General features: G+C 72.0%; 20 protein-coding genes. 11 read left to right on the forward strand and 9 right to left on the reverse strand.

All coding sequences use genetic code 11. From position 1 onward, the window contains the following. Positions 1 to 112 precede the first annotated feature (112 nt). Positions 113 to 691 (reverse strand): hypothetical protein, encoded by a 579-nt coding sequence (locus ACIPJI_RS14585; protein ID WP_307711031.1) that lies wholly within the window; start codon positions 689 to 691, stop codon positions 113 to 115. Between the two features lie 305 nt (positions 692 to 996). On the opposite strand from ACIPJI_RS14585, the gene ACIPJI_RS14590 reads away from it, so the two are divergent. From ACIPJI_RS14590 to ACIPJI_RS14600, 3 genes are read left to right on the forward strand one after another with little or no spacing between them, the layout of a single operon-like run. Beyond that, entirely contained in the window at positions 997 to 1,857 is an 861-nt protein-coding gene (locus ACIPJI_RS14590) for an NAD(P)H-binding protein (protein WP_356624099.1), read from the forward strand. Beyond that, positions 1,854 to 2,948 carry a zinc-binding dehydrogenase gene (locus tag ACIPJI_RS14595; protein ID WP_402246486.1) on the forward strand — a complete coding sequence of 365 codons (1,095 nt, stop codon included), beginning with the start codon at positions 1,854 to 1,856 and terminating at the stop codon, positions 2,946 to 2,948. The genes ACIPJI_RS14590 and ACIPJI_RS14595 overlap by 4 nt, the downstream gene beginning before the upstream one ends. Before the next feature lie 20 nt (positions 2,949 to 2,968). After that, positions 2,969 to 3,421 (forward strand): ester cyclase, encoded by a 453-nt coding sequence (locus tag ACIPJI_RS14600; RefSeq protein ID WP_307711034.1) that lies wholly within the window; start codon positions 2,969 to 2,971, stop codon positions 3,419 to 3,421. A 66-nt stretch (positions 3,422 to 3,487) separates the two neighbouring features. Here ACIPJI_RS14600 and ACIPJI_RS14605 read toward each other — a convergent pair whose 3' ends face one another. From ACIPJI_RS14605 to ACIPJI_RS14620, 4 genes are all read right to left on the reverse strand, one after another. Next, the gene (locus ACIPJI_RS14605) at positions 3,488 to 4,144 is read right to left on the reverse strand and encodes an HAD-IA family hydrolase (protein WP_356624094.1); all 657 of its coding nucleotides are present in this window, start codon (positions 4,142 to 4,144) and stop codon (positions 3,488 to 3,490) included. Between the two features lie 167 nt (positions 4,145 to 4,311). Next, complete coding sequence (locus tag ACIPJI_RS14610) at positions 4,312 to 5,187, reverse strand: NmrA/HSCARG family protein (protein WP_402246488.1); 876 nt, start codon at positions 5,185 to 5,187, stop codon at positions 4,312 to 4,314. Further along, positions 5,184 to 6,041, reverse strand: a complete 858-nt coding sequence (locus tag ACIPJI_RS14615; RefSeq protein WP_307711039.1) for an SDR family oxidoreductase — start codon at positions 6,039 to 6,041, stop codon at positions 5,184 to 5,186. Before ACIPJI_RS14615 ends, ACIPJI_RS14610 begins: the two co-directional genes overlap by 4 nt. 3 nt (positions 6,042 to 6,044) lie before the next feature. Continuing rightward, positions 6,045 to 6,479 (reverse strand): ester cyclase, encoded by a 435-nt coding sequence (locus tag ACIPJI_RS14620; protein ID WP_005321817.1) that lies wholly within the window; start codon positions 6,477 to 6,479, stop codon positions 6,045 to 6,047. Between the two features lie 193 nt (positions 6,480 to 6,672). Between ACIPJI_RS14620 and ACIPJI_RS14625 the strand changes: the two genes are divergently transcribed. After that, the gene (locus ACIPJI_RS14625) at positions 6,673 to 7,536 is read left to right on the forward strand and encodes a methyltransferase domain-containing protein (protein WP_356624101.1); all 864 of its coding nucleotides are present in this window, start codon (positions 6,673 to 6,675) and stop codon (positions 7,534 to 7,536) included. 168 nt (positions 7,537 to 7,704) lie between these two features. Here the strand turns inward: ACIPJI_RS14625 and ACIPJI_RS14630 are convergent, their stop codons facing one another. Next, positions 7,705 to 8,460, reverse strand: a complete 756-nt coding sequence (locus tag ACIPJI_RS14630; protein ID WP_402246490.1) for an SDR family NAD(P)-dependent oxidoreductase — start codon at positions 8,458 to 8,460, stop codon at positions 7,705 to 7,707. A 7-nt stretch (positions 8,461 to 8,467) separates the two neighbouring features. Further along, positions 8,468 to 9,544 (reverse strand): serine hydrolase domain-containing protein, encoded by a 1,077-nt coding sequence (locus ACIPJI_RS14635; RefSeq protein WP_402246492.1) that lies wholly within the window; start codon positions 9,542 to 9,544, stop codon positions 8,468 to 8,470. Between the two features lie 394 nt (positions 9,545 to 9,938). On the opposite strand from ACIPJI_RS14635, the gene ACIPJI_RS14640 reads away from it, so the two are divergent. From ACIPJI_RS14640 to ACIPJI_RS14670, 7 genes are read left to right on the forward strand one after another with little or no spacing between them, the layout of a single operon-like run. After that, complete coding sequence (locus ACIPJI_RS14640; protein WP_402246494.1) at positions 9,939 to 11,549, forward strand: class I adenylate-forming enzyme family protein; 1,611 nt, start codon at positions 9,939 to 9,941, stop codon at positions 11,547 to 11,549. Between the two features lie 45 nt (positions 11,550 to 11,594). Continuing rightward, positions 11,595 to 11,906 (forward strand): antibiotic biosynthesis monooxygenase family protein, encoded by a 312-nt coding sequence (locus ACIPJI_RS14645; RefSeq protein WP_402246496.1) that lies wholly within the window; start codon positions 11,595 to 11,597, stop codon positions 11,904 to 11,906. After that, complete coding sequence (locus ACIPJI_RS14650; protein ID WP_402246498.1) at positions 11,896 to 13,677, forward strand: FAD-dependent oxidoreductase; 1,782 nt, start codon at positions 11,896 to 11,898, stop codon at positions 13,675 to 13,677. The genes ACIPJI_RS14645 and ACIPJI_RS14650 overlap by 11 nt, the downstream gene beginning before the upstream one ends. Next, positions 13,674 to 14,468 carry a 3-oxoacyl-ACP reductase FabG gene (gene fabG / locus ACIPJI_RS14655; protein WP_307711044.1) on the forward strand — a complete coding sequence of 265 codons (795 nt, stop codon included), beginning with the start codon at positions 13,674 to 13,676 and terminating at the stop codon, positions 14,466 to 14,468. Before ACIPJI_RS14650 ends, fabG begins: the two co-directional genes overlap by 4 nt. Before the next feature lie 16 nt (positions 14,469 to 14,484). Next, positions 14,485 to 15,441 (forward strand): aromatase/cyclase, encoded by a 957-nt coding sequence (locus tag ACIPJI_RS14660; RefSeq protein ID WP_402246500.1) that lies wholly within the window; start codon positions 14,485 to 14,487, stop codon positions 15,439 to 15,441. Next, complete coding sequence (locus ACIPJI_RS14665) at positions 15,438 to 17,243, forward strand: acyl-CoA dehydrogenase (RefSeq protein WP_356624084.1); 1,806 nt, start codon at positions 15,438 to 15,440, stop codon at positions 17,241 to 17,243. The genes ACIPJI_RS14660 and ACIPJI_RS14665 overlap by 4 nt, the downstream gene beginning before the upstream one ends. 51 nt (positions 17,244 to 17,294) lie before the next feature. Beyond that, the gene (locus ACIPJI_RS14670) at positions 17,295 to 18,110 is read left to right on the forward strand and encodes a 4'-phosphopantetheinyl transferase superfamily protein (protein WP_356624082.1); all 816 of its coding nucleotides are present in this window, start codon (positions 17,295 to 17,297) and stop codon (positions 18,108 to 18,110) included. A gap of 245 nt (positions 18,111 to 18,355) precedes the next feature. On the opposite strand, the gene ACIPJI_RS14675 is transcribed toward ACIPJI_RS14670, so the two are convergent. Both ACIPJI_RS14675 and ACIPJI_RS14680 read right to left on the reverse strand, forming a co-directional pair. Continuing rightward, entirely contained in the window at positions 18,356 to 19,615 is a 1,260-nt protein-coding gene (locus ACIPJI_RS14675) for a hypothetical protein (protein WP_356624081.1), read from the reverse strand. 25 nt (positions 19,616 to 19,640) lie between these two features. Continuing rightward, complete coding sequence (locus ACIPJI_RS14680; protein ID WP_402246502.1) at positions 19,641 to 20,675, reverse strand: hypothetical protein; 1,035 nt, start codon at positions 20,673 to 20,675, stop codon at positions 19,641 to 19,643. Between the last annotated feature and the right edge of the window lie 37 nt (positions 20,676 to 20,712).

The raw sequence follows: 20,712 nt of genomic DNA on the forward strand, positions 1-20,712 counted from the left end.
CCGGCCGGGGCGCCGCCCCCCCCCCCCCCGGGCCCCCCCCCCCCCCCCCCCCCCCCCCACCCGCGGGGGGCGGCCCCCGGGGGGGGCCGCCCGCCGTCGTATGCACGGGTCGTCAGGAACGCCCGCCGCGCGGCGCGGTACGTCGGCCGCGGGACGTTCGGCCCCACGGCTTGTAGACGGACACCACCGCCGCGACGGTCAGCAGCGCGAACAGCACCGGCACGCTCCACAGCAGGAAGTCCGCCGGCCAGCCCGGCCTCGGCGGCGCGCCGCCCGCCGTCGCGGTGTTCTCGGTGGCCTGCATGACGATCGGGTGGATCACGAACCACGCGAAGATCGTCATGAACAGGGTGATCACCCACTTGACGATGATCCACCAGTGCAGCAGCAGGCCCCACTTGGTGCCGCAGGACAGCAGAATGCCGGACAGCGCGGCGGTGATGCTGAACACCGTGACGCAGGTGTCGTCGAAGACGTACATCGCGTAGTAGACGCCCTTGGCGACCGCGGCGTCCTCGGTGGTGTACCCCATGACGGCCAGCACGGCCATCGCCAGGGACAGACCCACCCAGCCCACCGAGGTCACGACATGGACGGCGAGCGTCAGCCTGCGCGCCCTGCGGGAGAGTTCGAACTTCTTCTTGGTCCTGCCCCGCGTGGTGGGGGACTGGCTTACGGCGGTGGCGGACAAAGCGGCGACCTTTCGTGGGGGACGAGGGGGACAGGGAAGCGGCCCGACCAGGCAGTCGACAGCCCCGCGAAAGCCCCGCGGCCGGCCGTGCCCCGGCATGGCGGCGCGCACGGGCACGCAGGCGAGGCCCTCCGCCGGGAGCATCCCCGCCGCCGCTCGAGAACGGCTCGAGCGACGCTCCCGGCCCTCCCGGCCCGGTCGCGTTCCAGCCGGTCTCCGGGGACCCTCCAGCCGGACTGTTCAGCCTTGCACCACCAAGGTCCGAGGAGTCTCGGGAAAGCCGGGACCGACAGGGTGGAGCAGGCGTGACAGTTCTGGTGACAGGAGCGACAGGATCCGTCGGCCGGCATGTGGTCGACCACCTCGTGGCGTCGGGAGCGCAGGTGCGGGCCCTGACCCGCACCCCGGCCACAGCGGGGCTCCCCGACGGCGTCGAGGTGTTCGAGGGCGACCTCGAGCAGCCGCAGACGCTGCGGGCCGCCCTGAGCGGCGTGGAGCGCCTCTACCTCTTCCCGGTCCCCGGGACCGCGCGGGAGGTCGTCGCCCTCGCCAAGGAGGCCGGAGTGCGCCGCATCGTGGTGCTCTCCTCGTCGTCCGTGCTCGACACCTCCGGCGACAACCACAGCGGTGAGCACCACCGGACCGTGGAGCGCGCCGTCGAGGAGTCCGGCATCGAGTGGACCTTCGTCCGCCCCGACGAGTTCGCCACCAACCTGCTGTGGAAGTGGGGCCACTCCATCCGCACCGAGGGCGTCGTGCGCACCCCCTACGGCGGCGCGCCGCGCGTCCTGATCCACGAGGCCGACGTCGCCGCGGTGGCCGCCACCGCGCTCGTCGAGGACGGCCACACCGGGCAGGCGTACGTCCTGACCGGCCCGCAGGCCATCACCCAGGTCGACCAGGTGAAGGCGATCGCCGACGCCATCGGCACCGACGTCGCCTTCGAGGAGATCACCCCCGACCAGGCGCGCGAGCAGATGGGCCACTTCATGCCGCCGCCGGTCGTCGAGATGATCCTCGGCTACCTCGCCGACGCCATGGACAACCCGCCCGTGCCGCTGGACACCGTCGAGCGGATCACCGGCCGCCCGGCCCTCACCTTCGCCCGGTGGGCCGCCGACCACGCCGCCGACTTCGCCCCCCAGCGCGAGACGGTGGCGGCGTGAGCCTCGACACCGGCACCGCCGCCGCCCACCCCGGGACCACCCCCGGCGCACCCGCCGCGGCCGCCACCGGCGGCCAGGCGGCCAACGCCCACGTGCAACTCACCGGCAGCGGCCGCCCCGAGGACCACATCGTCGCCGGTCACGGCACACGGCCCACCGCCGGCCGGGGCAAGGTCGTCGTCCGCGTCGAGGCCGCCGGCGTGTCCTTCGCCGAGGTGCAGATGCTCCAGCACCTGCACCCCTTCCCGCCCAAGTTCCCCTTCGTGCCCGGCTACGACCTGGTGGGCCGCGTCGTGGAGAGGGGCGACGGCGTCACCGGCTGGAACACCGGCGACCGCGTCGCCGCGATGCCCCGCCACGGCGCCTGGCAGCAGTACGTCGAGGTGCCCGCCGCCGCGCTCGCCGCGGTGCCCGAGCACCTGGACGCGGCCGTCGCCGTCTCCCTGATCACCAACGGCGTCACGGCTTACCAGATGCTGCACCGGCAGACCGCACTCGCCGCCGGCTCCACCGTGCTCGTGCACGGCGCCAGCGGCGGCGTCGGCACCCTGCTCACCCAGCTCGCCGTCCACGCGCAGCTGCGCGTCATCGGCACCGCCTCACCCGCCAAGCACGACGCGGTGCGCGCGCTGGGCGCCGAGCCGCTCGACTACCGCACCGACGACCTGCCCGCCGCCGTAAGGGAGTTGGCACCCGACGGCGTCGACGCGGTCTTCGACCACATCGGCGGCCGTGGCCTCGACGCCGGCTGGGCCATGCTCGCCGACGGCGGCACCCTCGTCTCCTTCGACTCCTCCGTGGCCGGCTACCGGTCCGGCCAGTGGTTCAGGCCGCACGTGCCCGCACTGCGCCGCACCGCCGCCCGCTGGATCGCCCGCAAGCTCCGCCTCACCCGCCGCCGCCGCCAGAGCATGTACTACGTCAAGCCCGGCGACGACTTCCGGTCCGACCTCGCCGCCCTGTACCGGCTGGTCGACGAGGGCGTCCTGCGCCCCGAGATCGCCGGCCGCCACCCGCTGACCGAGGCCCCGGCCGCGGTACGCGCCCTGCTGGACGGCGCCACCGTCGGCAAGCACGTCCTGATCCCCTGAACCCCCGGTAAGGACCGAACATGACCGCAACACTCGCCGAGCAGTCCACCCTCAGCGTCCAGGAGCGCAACAAGCGGATCGCGCTCGACTGCGCCGCCGCCTGGAACCGCTGGGACCTGGACGGCATCTTCACGCACTGGTCGCCGGACATCGAGCACTTCTCCGAGGACCGCCCGGTCGACTCCGAGATGATGAAGGCCGCGATGCGCGGCGGACTCGCCGCCTTCCCCGACCTTCACCTGGACGTCAAGAGCGCCGTCTCCGAAGGCGACCGCGTCATCCTGCGGATCACCGTGACCGCCACCCACCTCGGCGACTTCATGGGCAAGGCCGCGACCGGCAAGAAGGTCACCTGGTTCATGCTCGAGGAACTGCGCTTCGACGACGCCGGGAAGATCATCGAGCACTACGACGTCTTCAACTACCTGCCGATGCTCAAGGAACTGGGCTTCGTCGCCGCCGACGTCATGTGAAACTCCGGCACCGCGGACAAGGGCCCGGACCGCCGACGCGGCCCGGGCCCTTGTCCGTGTCCCGGCTCAGCCGGCCGCAGCCAGCAGCCCGGGAAGATCGCGCATGTCGTCGAACACGACCGTGCCCGGCCCCGCCAGCCGCGAGGCCGCGGTCAGACCACCGCAGTAGCCGAAGGCCCGCATCCCGGCCGCCCGCGCCGCCCGGACCCCGTACGCGCTGTCCTCGACCACCGCGCACGCCCGGGGCTCCACTCCCATGGAGCGGGCGGCGTGCAGGAACAGGTCGGGTGCGGGCTTGCCCCGGGGGACGTCCGCCGCGCTGAAGACGCGCCCCTCGAAGCGGTCGGACAGCGCGACGATGTCCAGGCTGCGCCTGATGCCGGCGTGATCGCCGTTCGAGGCGACGCACACGGCCGCGGTGAGACCGTCGAGCGCGTCCGTGACGCCGTCGACCGCGGTCAACCCCGTCGCGAAGGCCGCCTCGTACAGGTGCTCATACTTCTTGTGCCAGCCCTTCTCCAGACGCCGTCCCAGGCGCTCCTCCACAGCCGCGGTGTACACCTCGGAGGACGAGCCGACGAACCGCTCGATGATCTCGGCCTCGGTGAACGAGCACCCCAGATCAGCCATGATCACCGCGTCCACTTCGACACATATCCTCTCGCTGTCCACCAGCACACCGTCACAGTCGAATATCACCAGCTCGATGCCGCTCCCCGTCATGAGCGGCAGCCTACGGAGCCCTCCGGGGGCCGGCACCCCGTCAGGTCACCTTCCGCGGACGCCCTCGCGCGGCCCTGCCGCCCGGACTCCGGCGTCGCGCCCGGCCGGTCGCGCACAAGGGCCCGGACCGCCGACGCGGTCCGGGCCCTGTGGCAGGTGGCCGGGGCTCAGAGGTCCAGGGACTTCAGGTACGCCCCGAACGACAGCAGCCCCGGGTGCTCGGCGCGCAGCGCGGGGATGTCCGCCCGGTAGCCGTGCTCCTGGAACCACTCGAACATCAACGCGATCTCCGGCGCGTTGGGGATGTACGGGTTCGCGGCCACCGCGTCCAGCGGCAGTTCCTCGAACCGGGCCGGCAGGCCCGTCCGCACGGCGAACGCCTCCGCGACCTCGGTCGCGCTCAGCTCGTCGCCCGCCAGTTCCACCGCACGGCCCACGTACTGCGCGGGCCGCTCGAAGGCCTCGGCGGCGAAGAAGCCGATGTCCTCCACGGCGATGAACTGCACACGGGTGTCCGGCTTCAGCGCCAGCTGCACCACCAGCGTCCCGTCGACGTTCTGGGGGCCGTGCGCGGCGAAGTTGTCCATGAAGAACGACGGACGCAGCACCGTCACCGGCACGGACAGCTCCTGCAGATACCGCTCGATGTGCCGCTTGGACTCGAAGTGCGGTACGCCGCTGTGCCGTTCCGCGCCGCCCACCGAGCTGTACACGACATGCGCCACGCCGGCGGCCTTCGCCGCCCGCGCCACCGCGCGGCCCTGGCGGACCTCGCCGCCCAGGCCCTTGGGCGTCATGAACGTTTGCACGGAGAACACCCCGTGCACACCCTCCATGGCCGAACGCAGCGACGCCTCGTCGTCCAGGTCACCGCGTACCAGCGTCACGCCCAGGTCGGCCAGCGCGCGGGCCGCCTCGGAGTCCGGGTCGCGCACCAGCGCCGCCACCGTGCGCCCACGGCGCACCAGTTCACGCGCGGTCGCCCCGCCCTGAAGGCCCGTCGCACCGGTCACCAGGACCGTACCGCCCGCCTCTGTGCTCATACCGTCACCTCTTCGGCGGCGAACAGCGCCGCGTTCGCCTGCGCCCACGCCCGGTAGCTGCGCGGCTCACGGCCGGTCAGCAGCCGTACCGCCGGCGTCGGCCGGGACCACGGCACCTCGGGGCTGTGCAGGGCGGCCACGTTGGTCACCGCGGCCGGGCGGTCGCCGGTGATGCCCGCGAAGACCTCCACGACCTCCTCCTGCGGCGCGACGGAGAAGTCCAGCTCACGGCCCAGGACCTCGCCCAGGATGCGGGCCTGGTCCTTGGAGGTCAGCACCTCGGAGCCGGTCAGCACATACGCCTTGCCCCGGTGGCGCTCGTCGGTGAGCGCGGCCACCGCCGACGAGGCGATGTCGTACTCGTCGATCGGCGCACCCGGGTTGTTGCCGATCCAGCAGCGCACCGCGCCGCTCTCCCGCACGGTCTTGATCCACCACGAGGTGTTGGCGTGGAACGGGCCGGGCCGCAGGAACGTCGTGTCGACGCCGGACGCGGTGATGGCCTCCTCCGCGGCCCGGTGCTCGTCCGCGATGCCGTGCGGCAGCGGGTGCAGCACGCTCGCCGACGACAGGAACACCAGGTGCCCCACGCCCGACGCCGCCGCGGCCGCGGCGACGTTGCGCGCCTCGCCCGCCACATCGCCGGACAGCACCACCAGCGCCGAGCTCACCCCCTGGAACGCGGCCGCCAGCGACGCCGGGTCGGCGGGGGAGCCCGCCACCACCTCGATGCCGGCCGGCAGGTTCGCCTCCTCGGGCGTACGGCTCAGGGCCCGCACCCGGCGGCCCGCCGCGGCGAGCTGCGTAGCGGCCTCACGGCCCACTTTGCCGGTCGCTCCGGTGACGAGAATCATGGCTCAGTCCCTCCAGCCGTTCGGCTCCGGCCACGGCGACCCGAGCTGCCGGTAGGTGCCCTGGTAGTCCGGCCAGTCACGGTGGTCACGGATCTTGCCGTCGACCAGGCGGATCAGATGGATCTGCTCCCCGGAGAAGCGGCGCCCGGTCGGCGCCATGCCCACCAGGTTGCCGACATGACGGCCGTACAGGACGAGGTTGGCGCGCACCCAGTCGCCGCGCTCCTCGATGAGGACCTCCTCGAGATACGCCTCCTCCGAGAAGGTCATCTTCAGCCACTTCACGGCCATCGCGAACGAGTCGGGACCCCGCAGGTCCATGTGCTCCATCGTCGCCGGATTCAGATAATCCGGGTGGATGAATTCCGCGACGTCATCGGTCTTTCCCGTGTTGTACGCCTCCACCATGCGGCGTACCGCCGCTATATGACTGCTCATCGCATTCCCTTCGCCGGGCGCCCAGCAGAAATTCAGGACACTGGCCGACATTGTGCGGTGACCGAAGAGGCCGGGCAAGCGGCGAATTGCCGCCGTCGACCCGCTCTCGAACGGTCCTCCACCACCACCCGGCCGGAAAGCAGCAGCATTCACCGTGAACAGATCCATGCCGCCACCACCCCCGGAGCTGACCGTGGACACCGCGACCACCTACAAGACGAAAGTCACCGCCGCCTTCAACAAGGCCGCGGCGGCCTACGACCGGCTCGGGGTCGAGTTCTTCACCCCCATGGGCCGCCGGCTCGTCGAGCACGCCCGCCCGCAGCCCGGACAGCGGCTCCTCGACGTCGGCTGCGGCCTGGGCGCCACCCTGCTGCCCGCCGCCGACCGGATCGGCCCCACCGGCCACGCGCTGGGCATCGACATCGCGGAGGCGATGATCGAACAGGCCGGCCAGGAGGCGCGGCGCCAGGGCATCGACAACGTCGAACTGCGGGTCATGGACGGCGAACACCCCGACCTGCCCGCCCGGTCCTTCGACCTCGTCATGGGCAGCTACAGCGTCATCTTCCTGCCCGACGCCCGCGCCGCCCTCGCCCGCTACGCCGGCCTGCTGCGCGACGGCGGCCGGATCGCCTTCACCAGCCCCGTCTTCCGCGAGGACGAATTCCCCTTCCTGCCGCCGCTGTTCAGCCGCTGGATCCCCATGTCGCTGCTCCAGCACCTGCCGCCCGCCTGGCACCCCGAGCAGCTGCGGCGCCAGCTGCACTCCTGGCTCGAGGACCCCGCCGACCTCGAAGCCGCCCTGCGGCAGGCCGGATTCACCGACACCGTCATCACCGACGAGGTGGTGGAGATGACCGCCGCGAGCGGCGAGGACTGGGTCGAGTGGTCCCACACGCAGGGCATGCGGCTGCTGTGGCAGCACCTGCCCACCGACGAGGCCGCCGCCCTGCGCGCCCGCCTGACCGGCGAACTCGACGCCCTGCGCGACGCCGACGGCCTCATCCGCATCGACGTCCCGGTCCGCTACGTCACCGCCACCGTCGCCCGCTGACCAACCGCACCCCGCGGCCCCGGCCGCAAGGCCGTGGGCAGCGCCGGGCGACAGCGGACCGCGCGCACCGCCCGCACGGCAGCGCACCGGACGCACGGCAGCAGGAGCGCACCCGAAGCGGCCCCCGGGGAAACCCCCGGGGGCCGCTTCAGGTGCGCGCGGCGGGCGTCAGGTCACCGACAGTGCACCGTCCACCGCCACGACCGTGCCGTTGGCGTACGCGGCCTCCGGCCGGGTCAACTGCACGATCCACCAGGCGATGTCCTCCGGCCGGCCGACCCGGCCCGCCGGGATCCGCTCCGCCATCTGTGCGAGGAACGCCTCGTAAGCCTCCGCCGGCATCCCGGCCCGCACCCCCACACCGGTGTCCACGACGCCGGGCGCGATACCGACCGAGCGGATGCCGCGCGGCGCGAGCTCGACGGCCCAGGTGCGGGTCAGGAAGTCGAGCGCCACCTTCGCCATCCCGTACACCGAGTTCTCCGGCCAGGCGCGACGGCCCAGCGAACCCGCCGAGCTGACGTTCACCACGACGCCGCCGGCGGCCTCGAGAGCGTCCAAGGCCGCCTGCGTCAAAAAGACCGGCGCGAGCAGATTCGTGCCCAATTGCTGTCGAACGCTGTCGCGTTCCAAACCGTCCAGGGACGCGAATCCGGTGACCGCCGCATTGTTCACCAGAACATCGAGACGGCCGAATTCCTCGAGCGCCGTCCGGACAATAAGATCGGGCGCATCATGGTCGTGGACATCGGCGACCAGAATACGAATCCGGTCGTGCCCGTCCGCTGTTTCCTTCAGCGTCGATTCACTGCGTCCGACAATGAGTACATGCGCACCGTCGTCCGCGAAAGCGCGGGCCGTGGCGGCGCCGATTCCCGTGCCGCCGCCGGTGACGACGACCGATTTCCTCACCTGGTCCGTCATCGCGGCCTCAGGAGCACAGGGCGGTGTTGACACCGCGGATGACGGCCTGCTCGGCCTCCGGGCCGAAGTCCTTGTCGCCGATCGTGAACGACAGCTGCACGCGGGCGGACCGGTCGCGGGTGGTGGCCGCGAACGTGGCGTAACCGGGGATGCCGGCGCCGTGGCCCCACAGGTCCAGGTCGTCGTCGTTCTCGAGCTTCATGATGCCCAGGCCGTAGCCGATGCCCATCGGCAGGTTCTCGATCATCTCCGGCGGCAGCGGCGTCGTCATCTCGGTGAACTCCGGCTCCTTCAGCAGCTCTCCGCCGAACAGGGCGCAGAAGAACCGGTCCAGGTCCGCGGTGGTGGAGATGATCTCGCCCGCGCAGCCCGCCTCCGAGGGGTTCATCAGCGTCACGTCGACCGGCTCGCCGCCGATCTGCATGTAGCCGCGGGCGTGCGGCCCGGGGATGTTCGGGTCGTCGCCCGGCAGCGTCGTCTCCGTCAGCCCCAGCGGCTCGAGGACCCGCTCGGTGATCTCCTCGCGGTAGGAACGGCCGGTGATCTTCTTGATGAGCAGGCCGACGATGAAGTAGTTCGTGTTGCAGTACGCGAACTTGGTGCCCGGCTCGAACTCCAGCGGCTTGGCCGCCGCGATGGCGATCAGGTCCTCGGGCTCGTAGTGCTTGTAGCGGTCGCGCAGGAACCGGTCGCCCGGCTTCTGGAACGAGTCCATGTAGTTGTAGAGGCCGCTGGTGTGCTGCATCAGGTTCCGGACGGTGATCTTCTCGCCGTACGGCAGCAGCCCCGGCAGATAGCTCTCCACACTCCGGTCCAGGTCCAGGCGGCCCTCGGCGACCAGCTGCAGCACCACCACGGCCACGAACGGCTTGGTGATGCACGAGATACGGAACCGGCCGTCCGCCGGAACCGGCCGGTCGGAGCCCAGCTCCGCGATCCCCGAGGTGACGACGAAGGAGTTGTCCCCCCGGGTGACCCGGAACTGCACGCCGGCCGCGCCGGCCTGGACCAGCCGGTCCGCCGCGCCCTGCACGGCCTGCTGAAGAGCCGAGACCTCCGGCCGGTCGATCGTCGTCTGCGTCATGCGTGAAAACCCCCATCGGGTGGCGAATCGGTCCGTACACAGGGCCCGGGGAGTGTCCACGACGCGGCGCCGTCCGCCCACGAGGCGGCATTCGGCGACAGGACCCAGGTCCGTACGGCAATGACGTACGCGGCCCAACATGGCCGCCCGTGATGGAGGCCCGCCCGCACGCCGCTGGAGCGTTGCTCGCGCACCGGCCCGCCCCGCCCCGCGGGCCCCCTGCTCCGCCGCCCGTCCGCGCCCCGCCGAGGGACCGTCGAGCGGACTTCCACGGTTTCTCGAGCGCGGCCGCACAGCGTGGCACCCGACACCCGACCGGTGCCTGCCAGCGCTGGTGCCCCTCCCGGCAGGCCCAGCCGGTCGCGGCATCCGCCACCCGGAGGAGGACCACGCCGTGCCGCGATTCACGCATCCGGAACTGCCCCTGGACGGACTGCTGCGCCAGGCCGCCGTTCGGGACCCCGACGGCACCGCGCTGACCTGCGGGCAGCACACCCTCACCTACGCCGAACTCGACGCCCGCGCCGACCGCGTCGCCCACTACCTGCTGTCCGCCGCCGGCCGCCCGGGCACCACCGTCGGCGTGGCGAACACCCTCGACACGGCGTTCGCCGCCACCTACTACGGCACCAGCCGCAGCGGCCGCACCATCGCCCTGGTCAACCCGCTCATCGGTGAGGCGGCGCTGCGGCACGTGTTCACCGCCGCCGCCATCGAGATCGCGTTCGTGCCCTGCGCCACCGCCGAACTGCTCACCAAGATGCGCGAGCAGCTGCCCCGCCTGCACACCATCGTCGTCACCGACGCCGACGACGGCGTGGTCCCCGCCGACGCGCTGCCCCTGCACGTCGCCCTGGACGGCACCGCCGACGGGCCGGCCGGACCCGCCCACGGACCGGCCGACCTGTCGTCGACCGTGTGCGTGCAGTTCACCACCGGCACCACCGGCCGCCCCAAGGGCGTGCGCCTGACCCACCGCAACCTGGTCGCCAACGCCCACCAGATCGCCCTCGCCCACGGCCTCGGCCCGGCGTCCGTCACCCTCAACCACCTGCCGCTGTTCCACGTGATGCACCTCAACTCGGCCGTGTGCGCCGGCGCCCGGCACGTGCTGTGCACCGACGGCGACCCCCTCGCCTCCCTCGCCCTGGCCGCCCGCACGGGCGCCACCCACTACTACGGGCTCCCCGCCCGCCTCCACCGCCTCGCCGCCGACCCCCGGCTGACCGCCTCCCCGAAGGCCGTCCCCGCCCTGCCCCGGCTCACCGCCGTCATGTCCGGCGGCACGGCGCTCGCGCCCGCCGCCGCCCGCCGGCTGAGCCAACTGCTCGGCGTCCCCGTCGTCCAGGGCTACGGCATGGCCGAACTCTCCCCGCTGTCCCACAACCAGCGCCTCGACGACACCCGCCCCGGCGCCGTCGGACACCCCCTGCCCGGCACCGAGAGCCGCATCGTCGGCCTCGACTCCCGTGAGCCGGCCGACGTGTGGGCCACCGGCGAGGTGCAGGTCCGCGGACCGCAGGTGATGGCCGGCTACCTCGACGACGACGAACCCTCCCGCATCGACGCCGACGGCTGGTTCTCCACCGGCGACATCGGCTACCAGGACACCGACGGCGTCCTGTACCTCGTCGACCGGCTCGGCGACGTCTTCAAGTATGACAACGAACTCGTCTCACCGACCGCCGTCGAACGGATCATCGCCGACGACCCCCGCGTCGCCGAATGCGTCGTCGTCGGCTGGCCCGACGCCGTGCACGGCGCCGTCGTATGGGCCGGCATCGTCCTGCGCGAGACCCCCGGCCCCCCGCGGCACGCGGCGCATGCCGTCCTCGACGTCCTCGACGCGATCACCGAGAAGGCCAACTCCCGGCTCGCCCACTTCGAACGCATCCGCCGCGTCGAAGCCCTCGACACCGTCCCGCGCACCCCCACCGGCAAACCACGCCGCCAGGAACTGCGCCGCCGGCTGCGCGACCGCGCCGCCGCAGAAGCCGCCGCCTGACCCCCGCCCACACCGGCCGGGGGCCCCTTCCGCCAGGAGAGACCCATGGTGACCTTCGTCAACAAGCTGACCGTGCACGGCGACCACGACGCCTTCCTCGCCGTCCGCGCCCGCCTCACCGCCTACATGTCCGCCCAGCCCGGCTACGTCAGCCACCAGAACCTGCGCGCCCTCGGCGCCGCGAACGTGCACCTCGAGATCGCCGTCTGGGACAACGCCGACGCCCACCGCGCCGCCGTCAGCAGCGACGGCTTCCGCGCCATCGTCGCCGACCTCAAGCCGCTGGTGACCGCCGAACCCGCCATGTACGAGACCGAGGACGCCGCCGCCCCGCTGGAGGCGGCCGGTGTCCGATGACCGCCGCCCCGACGTCCTGGTCGCCGGCGCCGGCCCGGTCGGCCTGACCGCCGCCCACGAACTGGCCCGCCGCGGCCTGCGCGTCCGCCTCGTCGACGCCGCCGCCGGCCCCGCCCGCACCAGCCGCGCCGTCGCCGTCCACCCGCGCACCCTGGAAACCCTCGACCAGATGGGCACCGCCGCGCCCGTCATCGAAGCCGGCCGCAAGAACCGGGCGTTCACCATGTTCGCCTCCGGCCGCCGGCTGGTGCGCCTGGAGGCCGACTACCGCAGCATGCCCACCCGCCACCCCTACACCGTGATCATCGAGCAGACCCGCACCGAGGCCGTCCTGCGCGAGGCCGTCGCCCGGCTCGGCGTCGAGATCGAATGGGGCGTACGGCTCACCGGCCTCTCTCAGGACACCACCACCGTACGAGCCACCCTGCGGCACGCCGACGGCACCGAGGAGACCTGCGAGACACCCTGGCTGGTGGGCTGCGACGGCGGCCACAGCACCGTACGCAAACAGCTCGGCCTGCCCCTGATCGGCGAGAGCCGCGACACCTGGCTGCTGGCCGACGCACCCGTGCGCACCGACCTCGAACCCGACAGCATCTACTGGGTCCACACCGGCAAACAGGCCCTGATGATGGTGCCCTACGCCCGCCCGGGCCACTGGCGGCTGCTGGACACCGCCCCCGAAACCCCCGACGCGGCCGGCGCAGCCGAACGGATCGCCGCCCGCCTCACCACCGGCCTCGGCCACCAGGTCCACGTCGGCGACCCCGAATGGGTCTCCGTCTTCACCTTCCAGCAGCGCATGGTGCCCCGCATGCACCAAGGCCGCGTCTTCGTCGCCGGCGACGCCGCCCACGTGCACAGCCCCGCCTCCGGACAGGGCATGAACACCGGCATCCAAGAGGCCTACAACCTCGCCTGGAAACTCGCCATGGTCCACCAGGGCCACGCCCGCCCCGCGCTCCTGGACACCTACAGCACCGAACGCGTCCCCATCGGCAGGCAACTGCTCGGCTCCACCCGCACCGCCACCTTCCTCGTCCAGCTCAAGAACGCCCTCGCCTCCCTCGCCCTGCCGGCCGTCTTCACCGTCGTGCGGGCCGTGCCCCCGCTGCGCCGCGCCATCCAGCGCAAGGTCCTCGGCGGCATGTCCGGACTGCGCATCGACTACGCCGACAGCCCCCTGACCACCGGCGCCGGCCCCGAACCCGTCCCCGTCGCCGCGCCCGTCGCCGCCCCCGTCTTCGTACCCAGGCGCCGCCACGTGCCCGCCCCCGGCGAACGCACCGCCACCGCCACCGCCCGCGAGCCCGCCTCACCCGGCCCGCGCGCCTTCGCCGACGAACTGCGCGACGTGCGCTGGACCCTGCTCGTCGCCCCCGGCGCCCACACCCCGGCCGGCACCCCCGTACGCACCGCGACCGACGCCGCCGCCCGCCACGGCGCCTGGCTGTCGGTACGCACCGTCGGCGACACCACCGCCCCCGGCCCCCGCCTCCTGCCCGACCCCGACGGCGCACTGCGCCGCGCCCTGGGCCTCGCGTCCGGCGCCTGGGCGCTGATCCGTCCCGACGGCTACCTCGCCGCCCACGGCGGCCTGCTCACCCCCCGCGCCCTCGACGACGCCCTGCGCCCGCTGTCCCTGACGGCACCGCACCCGCCCCACAGCACACCTGAGGCCGTTCTCGAGCGGGCCTCGTCCGGCCGTCGAGCCGCCCGGGACACCGTCGACAGCACCGTCGGCGCACCGCACAAGGAGGCACAACGATGACCGCACCGTCGCCGGCGACCCCGCCGGTCGCCCTGGTCACCGGAGCCACCAGCGGCATCGGCCTCGCCGTCGCCCGCGACCTCGGCCGCCGCGGCCACCGCGTCTTCATCTGCGCCCGCACCGCCCTGGAGGTCAAACAGACCGTCGAGGACCTCCGCGACGAAGGCCTGGAGGCCGAGGGCACCGCCGCCGACGTCCGCTGCCGCGACTCGGTGGCCGCCCTGGTGCGCACCGTCGTGGAGACCTACGGACCCGTCACCGTCCTCGTCAACAACGTCGGACGCAGCGGCGGCGGACCCACCGCCGACATCGCCGACGAACTCTGGTACGACGTCATCGACACCAACCTCAACAGCGTCTTCCTGCTGACCCGTGAAGTCCTCAAGAACGGCGGCCTCGCCGACGCCACCTGGGGCCGCATCATCAACATCGCCTCCACCGCGGGAAAGCAGGGCGTCCTGCTCGGCGCCCCCTACTCCGCCTCCAAGCACGGCGTCGTCGGCTTCACCAAAGCCCTCGGCAAGGAACTCGCCCCCGCCGGCATCACCGTCAACGCGGTCTGCCCCGGCTACGTCGAGACCCCGCTGGCCGAACGCGTCCGCCAGGGCTACGCCGCCGCCTGGGACACCACGGAGCAATACGTACAGGAGCAGTTCGAGGCCAAGATCCCCCTCGGCCGCTACACCACCCCCGAAGAAGTGGCCGCCCTCGTCGGCTACCTCACCACCGAACACGCCGCATCCATCACCGCCCAGGCACTCAACGTCTGCGGCGGCCTGGGCAACGTCTGAAGAAGGAAGAGAAAAGATGTCCGCTGAGCGAGTGCACGCAACGACGCACGAGGTGAACGTGGCCGCGCCCGCCGGCGTGGTCTATGGCCTGATCTCCGACGCCGTCCAGTGGCCGCTGTTCTTCCCGCCCAACGTCCACGTGGAGCGCCTGGAGTTCGACGGCGACAGCGAACGCCTGCGCATGTGGGCCACCGCCAACGGACAGGTCAAGTCCTGGACCTCCCGCCGCGTCCTGGACCCCGCCCGGCGCCGCATCGAGTTCCGCCAGGAACTGCCCGCCTCCCCGGTCCAGTCCATGGGCGGCACCTGGATCGTCGAACCCCTGGACGCGAACCGGTCCAAGCTGACCCTGCTGCACGACTTCACCGTCGCCGGCGACAACGCCGACGACATCGCCTGGGTCGAACGCGCCACCGACACCAACAGCCGCGCCGAACTGGCCAACCTGCGTCAGCTCGCCGAACGATGGTCCCAACTCGACGACCTGGTCATGTCCTTCGAGGACTCCGTCCGCGTCAACGGCCCCGCCGAGCTCGTCTACGACTTCCTCTACCGGGTGGCGGACTGGCCCCAGCTCGTCCCGCACGTCTCCCGCCTGGACCTGACGGAGGACCAGCCCGGCGTGCAGGTCATGGCCATGGACACCGTCACCGCCGACGGCTCCACCCACACCACCGAGTCCGTCCGCGTCTGCTTCCCCCACGCCCAGCGCATCGTCTACAAGCAGACCGCCACCCCGCTGCTGATGTCCGCCCACACCGGCGAATGGTCCGTCGTGCCCGACGAGACCGGCGTCACCGTCACCTCCCAGCACAGCGTCGTGCTGCGCCCGGAGAACATCGAACCCGTCCTCGGCCCGGACGCCGACGTGCAGACCGCCCGCCGCTACGTCCGCGAGGCCCTGGGCCGCAACAGCGGCGCCACCCTCGCCCTCGCCAAGAAGCACGCGGAGAGCGCGGTCCGGGTCCTGTGACCACACCTGTGACCGCGCCCGCCCCGGCAGCGGCCGCCGCCCACCGCCGGAGCACCCCGGGGCCCACAACGGGCCCCGGGGCGCCCGGCGGTGCCCCGCCCGGCGCCGCCGAGCGGGCCGCCTGGCTGGAGAACCTCCTGGGCGATCCCGACGACCCGCGCAACCCGCACGGCTACAAACCCCTCCTGGACGCCGACGACCGCCGCGAGGCGCCCGCCGCCACCGAAGCGCTGCTCACCGAGGCCGGACTCACCGCCGAATTCGTCCCCCACGAACTCGGCGGCCGCCTGGTCCGCCCCGACCTCCTCGCCCAGGTCCTGCGCCCCCTCTTCCGCCGCGACGTCGCCCTCGGCTTCGGCCACGGCATCACCTCGCTGTTCGGCGCCTCCGCCGTCTGGGCGGCCGGCGACACCGCACAGCGGGAAGCGACCGCCCGCGTGCTCCTGGCCGGCGGCCGCACCCCGATCCTCCACCACGAACTCGCCCACGCCAACGCCATCCTGCGCGACGAGTTCACCGCACGCCCCACCCCCGACGGCGGCTTCGTCCTCCACGGACGCAAGGACGTCGTCATCAACGCCGACCGGGCCGACGCCTACGTCATGTACGCCCGGACCGCGGCCTCGACCGGCCCACGAAGCCACTCCGTGCTGCTGCTCGACCCCGAGCAGCTGCCGCCCGGCGGCCTGCGCCGGCTGCCGCGCGCCCTCACCCCGGGTATGCGCGGCAGCCGCTTCGCGGGCCTGCAGTTCACCGACTGCCCCGCCGGCGCCGACACCCTCGTCGGCGACCTCGGCGACGGCGTCCCGCTCGCCCTGCGCACCTACCAGGTCAACCGCTGCCTCATCCCCGCCACCGTCGTCGCCGGCGTCGACAGCGTGCTGCGCTTCGCCGTCCGCGCCGCCACCACCGGACGGCCCGCCGGCGTCCCGCCCCGCCGCTGGCACACCGTGCTCACCGGCGTCTTCGCCGACCTGCTGGCCTGCGACAGCATGGCCGTCACCGGACTGCGCGCCCTGAGCCTGCTGCCCGACAGCTCCCACCTGCTCGCCGCCGCCGTCAAGATGACCATGCCCGACCTGCTCCGCGAGGACCTCGAGGAACTCTCCACCGTCCTCGGCGCGCACGGCTACGACCGCGGCCCGCGCTACGGCGGCTTCCAAAAACTCGTCCGCGACCTGCCCGTCGCCGGCCTCGGCCACGCCGGCACCGCCGCCTGCCAGGCCGTCATCGTGCCCCAACTGCCCACCCTCGCCCGCCGCTCCTGGTTCCGCACCGACGAGCCGGCCGGCCGGCTGTTCCTGCCCCGGGCACCGCTGCCCGCGTTCGACTACCGCGCCCTCACCCTCACCGGCAGCGACGACGTCCTGACCGCGTCCCTGATCGGCACCGCGGAACGCCTCGCCCCCCTGCGCGCCACCTCGGACGCCTGGGCCGCCCTCGCCGACCTCGCCGACGCGTTCGTCCAGGAGATGCGCGCCCTGCGCGAACAGTGCGCCGCCCTCCCCGTCATCACCCACGCCGCACTCGTCGACCCCCGCGTCTGCGCACTGGCCGACCGCTACGCCCTGGTCCTGGCGGCCGCCGCCTGCCTGGGCGTGTGGCAGGGCCAGGACGGCACCGGCACCTTCCTGTCCGACCCGGCCTGGGCCGTCCTCGCCCTCACCCGCATCGGCCGCAGACTCGGCGTCCCGGTCCCCGAACTCCCCGAGAACACCACCAAAGCGGTCCTCGAAGAGGTACTCGCGCGCTACCGGGACCACCGCAGCTTCGACCTGTACGACACACAGCTCGCCGGCTAGCAGGCCGGCCACGGGCGGGGCCGGCGCGGCCGGCCTTCGGGAGGGAGAGCGATGAACGAGCAGAGGATCAGCACACCGATCCACGTGCCGCGGCCCGCCGGGCCATGGCAGGGCGTGCACGAGAACCTGACCCGGCTGGGCAACGCGGTCGTGCACACCACCTGGGGCGAATGGCTGCCCGCCGCGCTCACCGCACCCCGCCTGCGCCGGCTGCTGGGCCGCGACTGGCCCCGCTACCGCCGCATCCCCGACCCGACGGTGCGCTACCGCTTCGTCGCCGCCCGGCTGCTGATGAAACACACCGCGGCCGCGGCACTGCGCGTCGACCCCGAGACCCTCGACCTCGCCTACCGCCTCGGCGGCCGCCCCTACCTGCGCGGCTTCGACCAGATCGACCTGAGCCTGACCCACACCGGCGACCTGATGGCCGTCGGCCTCAGCCGCCACGGCCGCATCGGCGTCGACGCCGAACCGGCCGACCGCCGTATGCGCTTCGACCTCCTCCAGGCGCAGATGTGCACCCCCACGGAGGCCGCCGAACTCGCCCCGCTGCCCGAGGACGAGCAGACCGCCCAGACCCTGCGCCTGTGGACCCTCAAAGAGGCCTACACCAAGGCTCTCGGCCAGGGCATGCGCCTGGGCTTCACCGAGTTCGGCTTCGGCCTGCGCAGCGGCCGCCTGCTGGCCCCCGACGGCTCACCGGCCACCCGCGGCGAATGGGCCTTCGCCACCCACTCCGCCCTCGGCCACCGCTACCTGCTCTCCGTCGCCTGCCACGACGCCGGCCTCGACCCGGCCGACGACACCTCGGCCCGCACCATGCTCGACCCCGGCTTCCTCGCGGCGATGGCCCACCACCAGCACTGACGGGGCCGGCCCGGCCGCGGCGGCCCGGGCGGCTGCGACGTCAGGGCTGCTTCTCACCCAGGGCCGTGCGCAGCCAGTCCGCCGCGATCAGTTCGCGCACAGCCGCGGCCAGCGCTTTGGGCATCCATCGGCACCGCCCCCACCCGTGCCACAGCTCGGCCGGCCCCGATCAGCCAGCGGGCCACCGACGTCAGCGGCGTCATGCGCCGATGAGCCGCCGTTCCTCGCCGGTGCCGTCGGCCGGGTCAGACGCTGCTCAGCCAGCCGCGGAGTGAAGCCGGTCGAGGGAGCCCGATGTCGTCTGGCAGACGGCCGAACCTGCGCCCGGTAACCCGCTCCATCACCTGACGTACCGACAACTGACGCCCGCCCGGTGGAGTGTGCGGGTTGTAGCCGTCGGATCGGAAGATGCAAAAGATCCGCGGCCTGCCAGGTGGATAGGAGCCGAAGCGGGTGATGTCGACGCCACCTGTGGTGTCCGTGATGTCGAACTGGAGGTACAGGTCGTCCTTTCCAGGGTAGTTGTTGTCATACACCCACAGTTGGACGACCTGACCGCTCTGCTGGTACGCGTAAGCGAGCACTTGGTGGTTCTGACCGATGTCGAGCGAGTCCGTCTGGATCAGTCCGAGGGGTGACAGTCGACCGGCGTCGATGTCGTCCCGGATACGCGGCCACTCATCCCGGCAGGTCACCCAGGCGCGGCCTCTCGCAAGGCCTGCCACCTGAATGAATCCTTCATCCCCGTTGGGGTAGTGCGGCGAAGAGTAGCCGAGCCACCGGTGCCCGGAACCAGTGATGTCGAAGCTGTCCAGCAGCCGGTCGCGGATGAATTGGAAGAGTGGATCCGCGTCGGAGGTGGGCGAGGTCGTCTCGGCGGGCGGGAGCTTGCCGGCGGCGAAGTAGTCCATTGCCGCGAAGGTCATTCCGCCACACATCCCAGCGCTGGCCTGGGTGATGGGCAGCCACCCGTCGTCTACCCGCGCGATACCCAGGGCCCCGGCGGCCTCCCCGCCAAGCTCGTCAAGCAATCGATTCCAGAGGAAGCCGACAGTCATCGCAGGAAGTTCCGGACTCCACGAGTTGTTCGAGAACTGAAAACCATTGACCGACGGGGTGAACCCGCGAACCTGGCGACGCGAGGTCTCCCGTAGGCGAATACGTAGCCGGGCGTGGTGGCCCTGGCCGCCGTTGTACGCCGCCTCGAAACCCGGCGGTGCCCAGACGTGGAACGTATTGCCGTACTGGGACTCCACGAGCGGACTGTTGAAGTGCACGTACAATTGCCGCCCTGGGTCCCCACCGATGTTGTACCAGACGCGGCCCTCTGTGCCTGTCGTCGGTCCGATGAAGAGGTCTCCCTCGGCCCGCCACTCCGCAGTAGCGCCGGGGTTGATGGTGGCCGTTCGGGACGGGTACCACGGATCGGTCCAGTCGCCGGAGTCCATCTGATCCCGGTCCCAAACCAGAGGCACGGACGACTCGTTCTGAATCTCCACGGCCATGCGTATGCGTGACACGTCGATCGCCTCAGCTCGCGGTTACCAGAACACGGACCATTCCGTGCCCTGACGCCAGGTCTGTGAGAGCTTTCCCAACGACAGCGCCGAAGCCGCGCTCCCGCTCAGTGATCCTGCGAGCGTGTCCGGGCGTTGATGAGGTGGTGAGAAGATCCCCACAGCGGATGGGCGCTTCCGATGCGTCGGCCAGCGCCCATAGCTTGCCCATAAGGGCGACAGGGGCGCCTCCGTCGTGCCGGTCGAGCACGAGTGCCGGTCGCACTCCGCCTGCACCGGAGACAATGCCGGCGACGCGCGAGTCGTATTCCTCGGTGCAAGGTCGGATCCGTCCTGCATCGTCAAGCACCACGACCATCCCCGCGGTGACCGCCGGTTCCGCAACGGTCAGCGCTTCGGCGTAATCGGCCCCCGGGAGCTCGAGGTCCCCGGTAACCACCACGTCGCCCTGGAAGAAAGCCGCTTTCCCTCCTTCCGTATTGCTTACGCCGAACACTCCATTATGCCCTCGGCCATAGAGGCCGTTCCCGCCGTGGTCACTTACACCGGCCACGCCAGAATGTCCGGATGTTTGCGTCACTCCGAATACGCCGTTCCACGTGTCACTCGTCCCGACGACGCCAGAACCACCTTCGCCAGTGCCGTGTCCGGCCACGCCGGTGAATCCCCGGCCGTAGAGTCCGTTCCCGCCGTTTTCGTTGACGCCGGCCACACCGGCGTGCCCGGCAGCTTGTGTCACTCCGAATACGCCGTTCCATGTATCACTCGCACCCGCAACGCCAGAACCACCTTCGCCGGTGCCGTGCCCGTGCACCCCGGTGGATCCTCGCCCGTAAACGCCGTTCCCGCCGTTTTCGTTGACGCCGGCTATGCCGGCTTGGCCGGCTGCCCGGGCTTCGCCATACATGCCGTTCCACTGCTCGCTCGTGCCAGTTACTCCGGCCTCTCCCGGCTGGTTCGAGTCACCCTTGACGACGCTCATGACCGTCCTCCGATCATTCTTGCAATCAGACAGTGTTTTTGCAGTGATACTGAGCAGGCTCATCACTTCAAAATGATGAAGCGGCTTCTGCTGAGAAGGCTCG

The sequence above is a fragment of the Streptomyces sp. NPDC086835 genome, from assembly GCF_044745705.1.
Classification (GTDB): domain Bacteria; phylum Actinomycetota; class Actinomycetes; order Streptomycetales; family Streptomycetaceae; genus Streptomyces.

Bases quoted from the DNA above. Each gene is read 5' to 3' on its own strand.
- ACIPJI_RS14615 (WP_307711039.1), bottom strand. From the start codon at position 6,041: ATGATTCTCGTCACCGGAGCGACCGGCAAAGTGGGCCGTGAGGCCGCT.
- ACIPJI_RS14670 (WP_356624082.1), top strand. From the start codon at position 17,295: ATGAACGAGCAGAGGATCAGCACACCGATCCACGTGCCGCGGCCCGCC.
- ACIPJI_RS14630 (WP_402246490.1), bottom strand. From the start codon at position 8,460: ATGACGGACCAGGTGAGGAAATCGGTCGTCGTCACCGGCGGCGGCACG.
- ACIPJI_RS14645 (WP_402246496.1), top strand. From the start codon at position 11,595: ATGGTGACCTTCGTCAACAAGCTGACCGTGCACGGCGACCACGACGCC.
- ACIPJI_RS14610 (WP_402246488.1), bottom strand. From the start codon at position 5,187: ATGAGCACAGAGGCGGGCGGTACGGTCCTGGTGACCGGTGCGACGGGC.
- ACIPJI_RS14600 (WP_307711034.1), top strand. From the start codon at position 2,969: ATGACCGCAACACTCGCCGAGCAGTCCACCCTCAGCGTCCAGGAGCGC.
- fabG (WP_307711044.1), top strand. From the start codon at position 13,674: ATGACCGCACCGTCGCCGGCGACCCCGCCGGTCGCCCTGGTCACCGGA.
- ACIPJI_RS14635 (WP_402246492.1), bottom strand. From the start codon at position 9,544: ATGACGCAGACGACGATCGACCGGCCGGAGGTCTCGGCTCTTCAGCAG.
- ACIPJI_RS14660 (WP_402246500.1), top strand. From the start codon at position 14,485: ATGTCCGCTGAGCGAGTGCACGCAACGACGCACGAGGTGAACGTGGCC.
- ACIPJI_RS14675 (WP_356624081.1), bottom strand. From the start codon at position 19,615: ATGGCCGTGGAGATTCAGAACGAGTCGTCCGTGCCTCTGGTTTGGGAC.
- ACIPJI_RS14605 (WP_356624094.1), bottom strand. From the start codon at position 4,144: ATGACGGGGAGCGGCATCGAGCTGGTGATATTCGACTGTGACGGTGTG.
- ACIPJI_RS14620 (WP_005321817.1), bottom strand. From the start codon at position 6,479: ATGAGCAGTCATATAGCGGCGGTACGCCGCATGGTGGAGGCGTACAAC.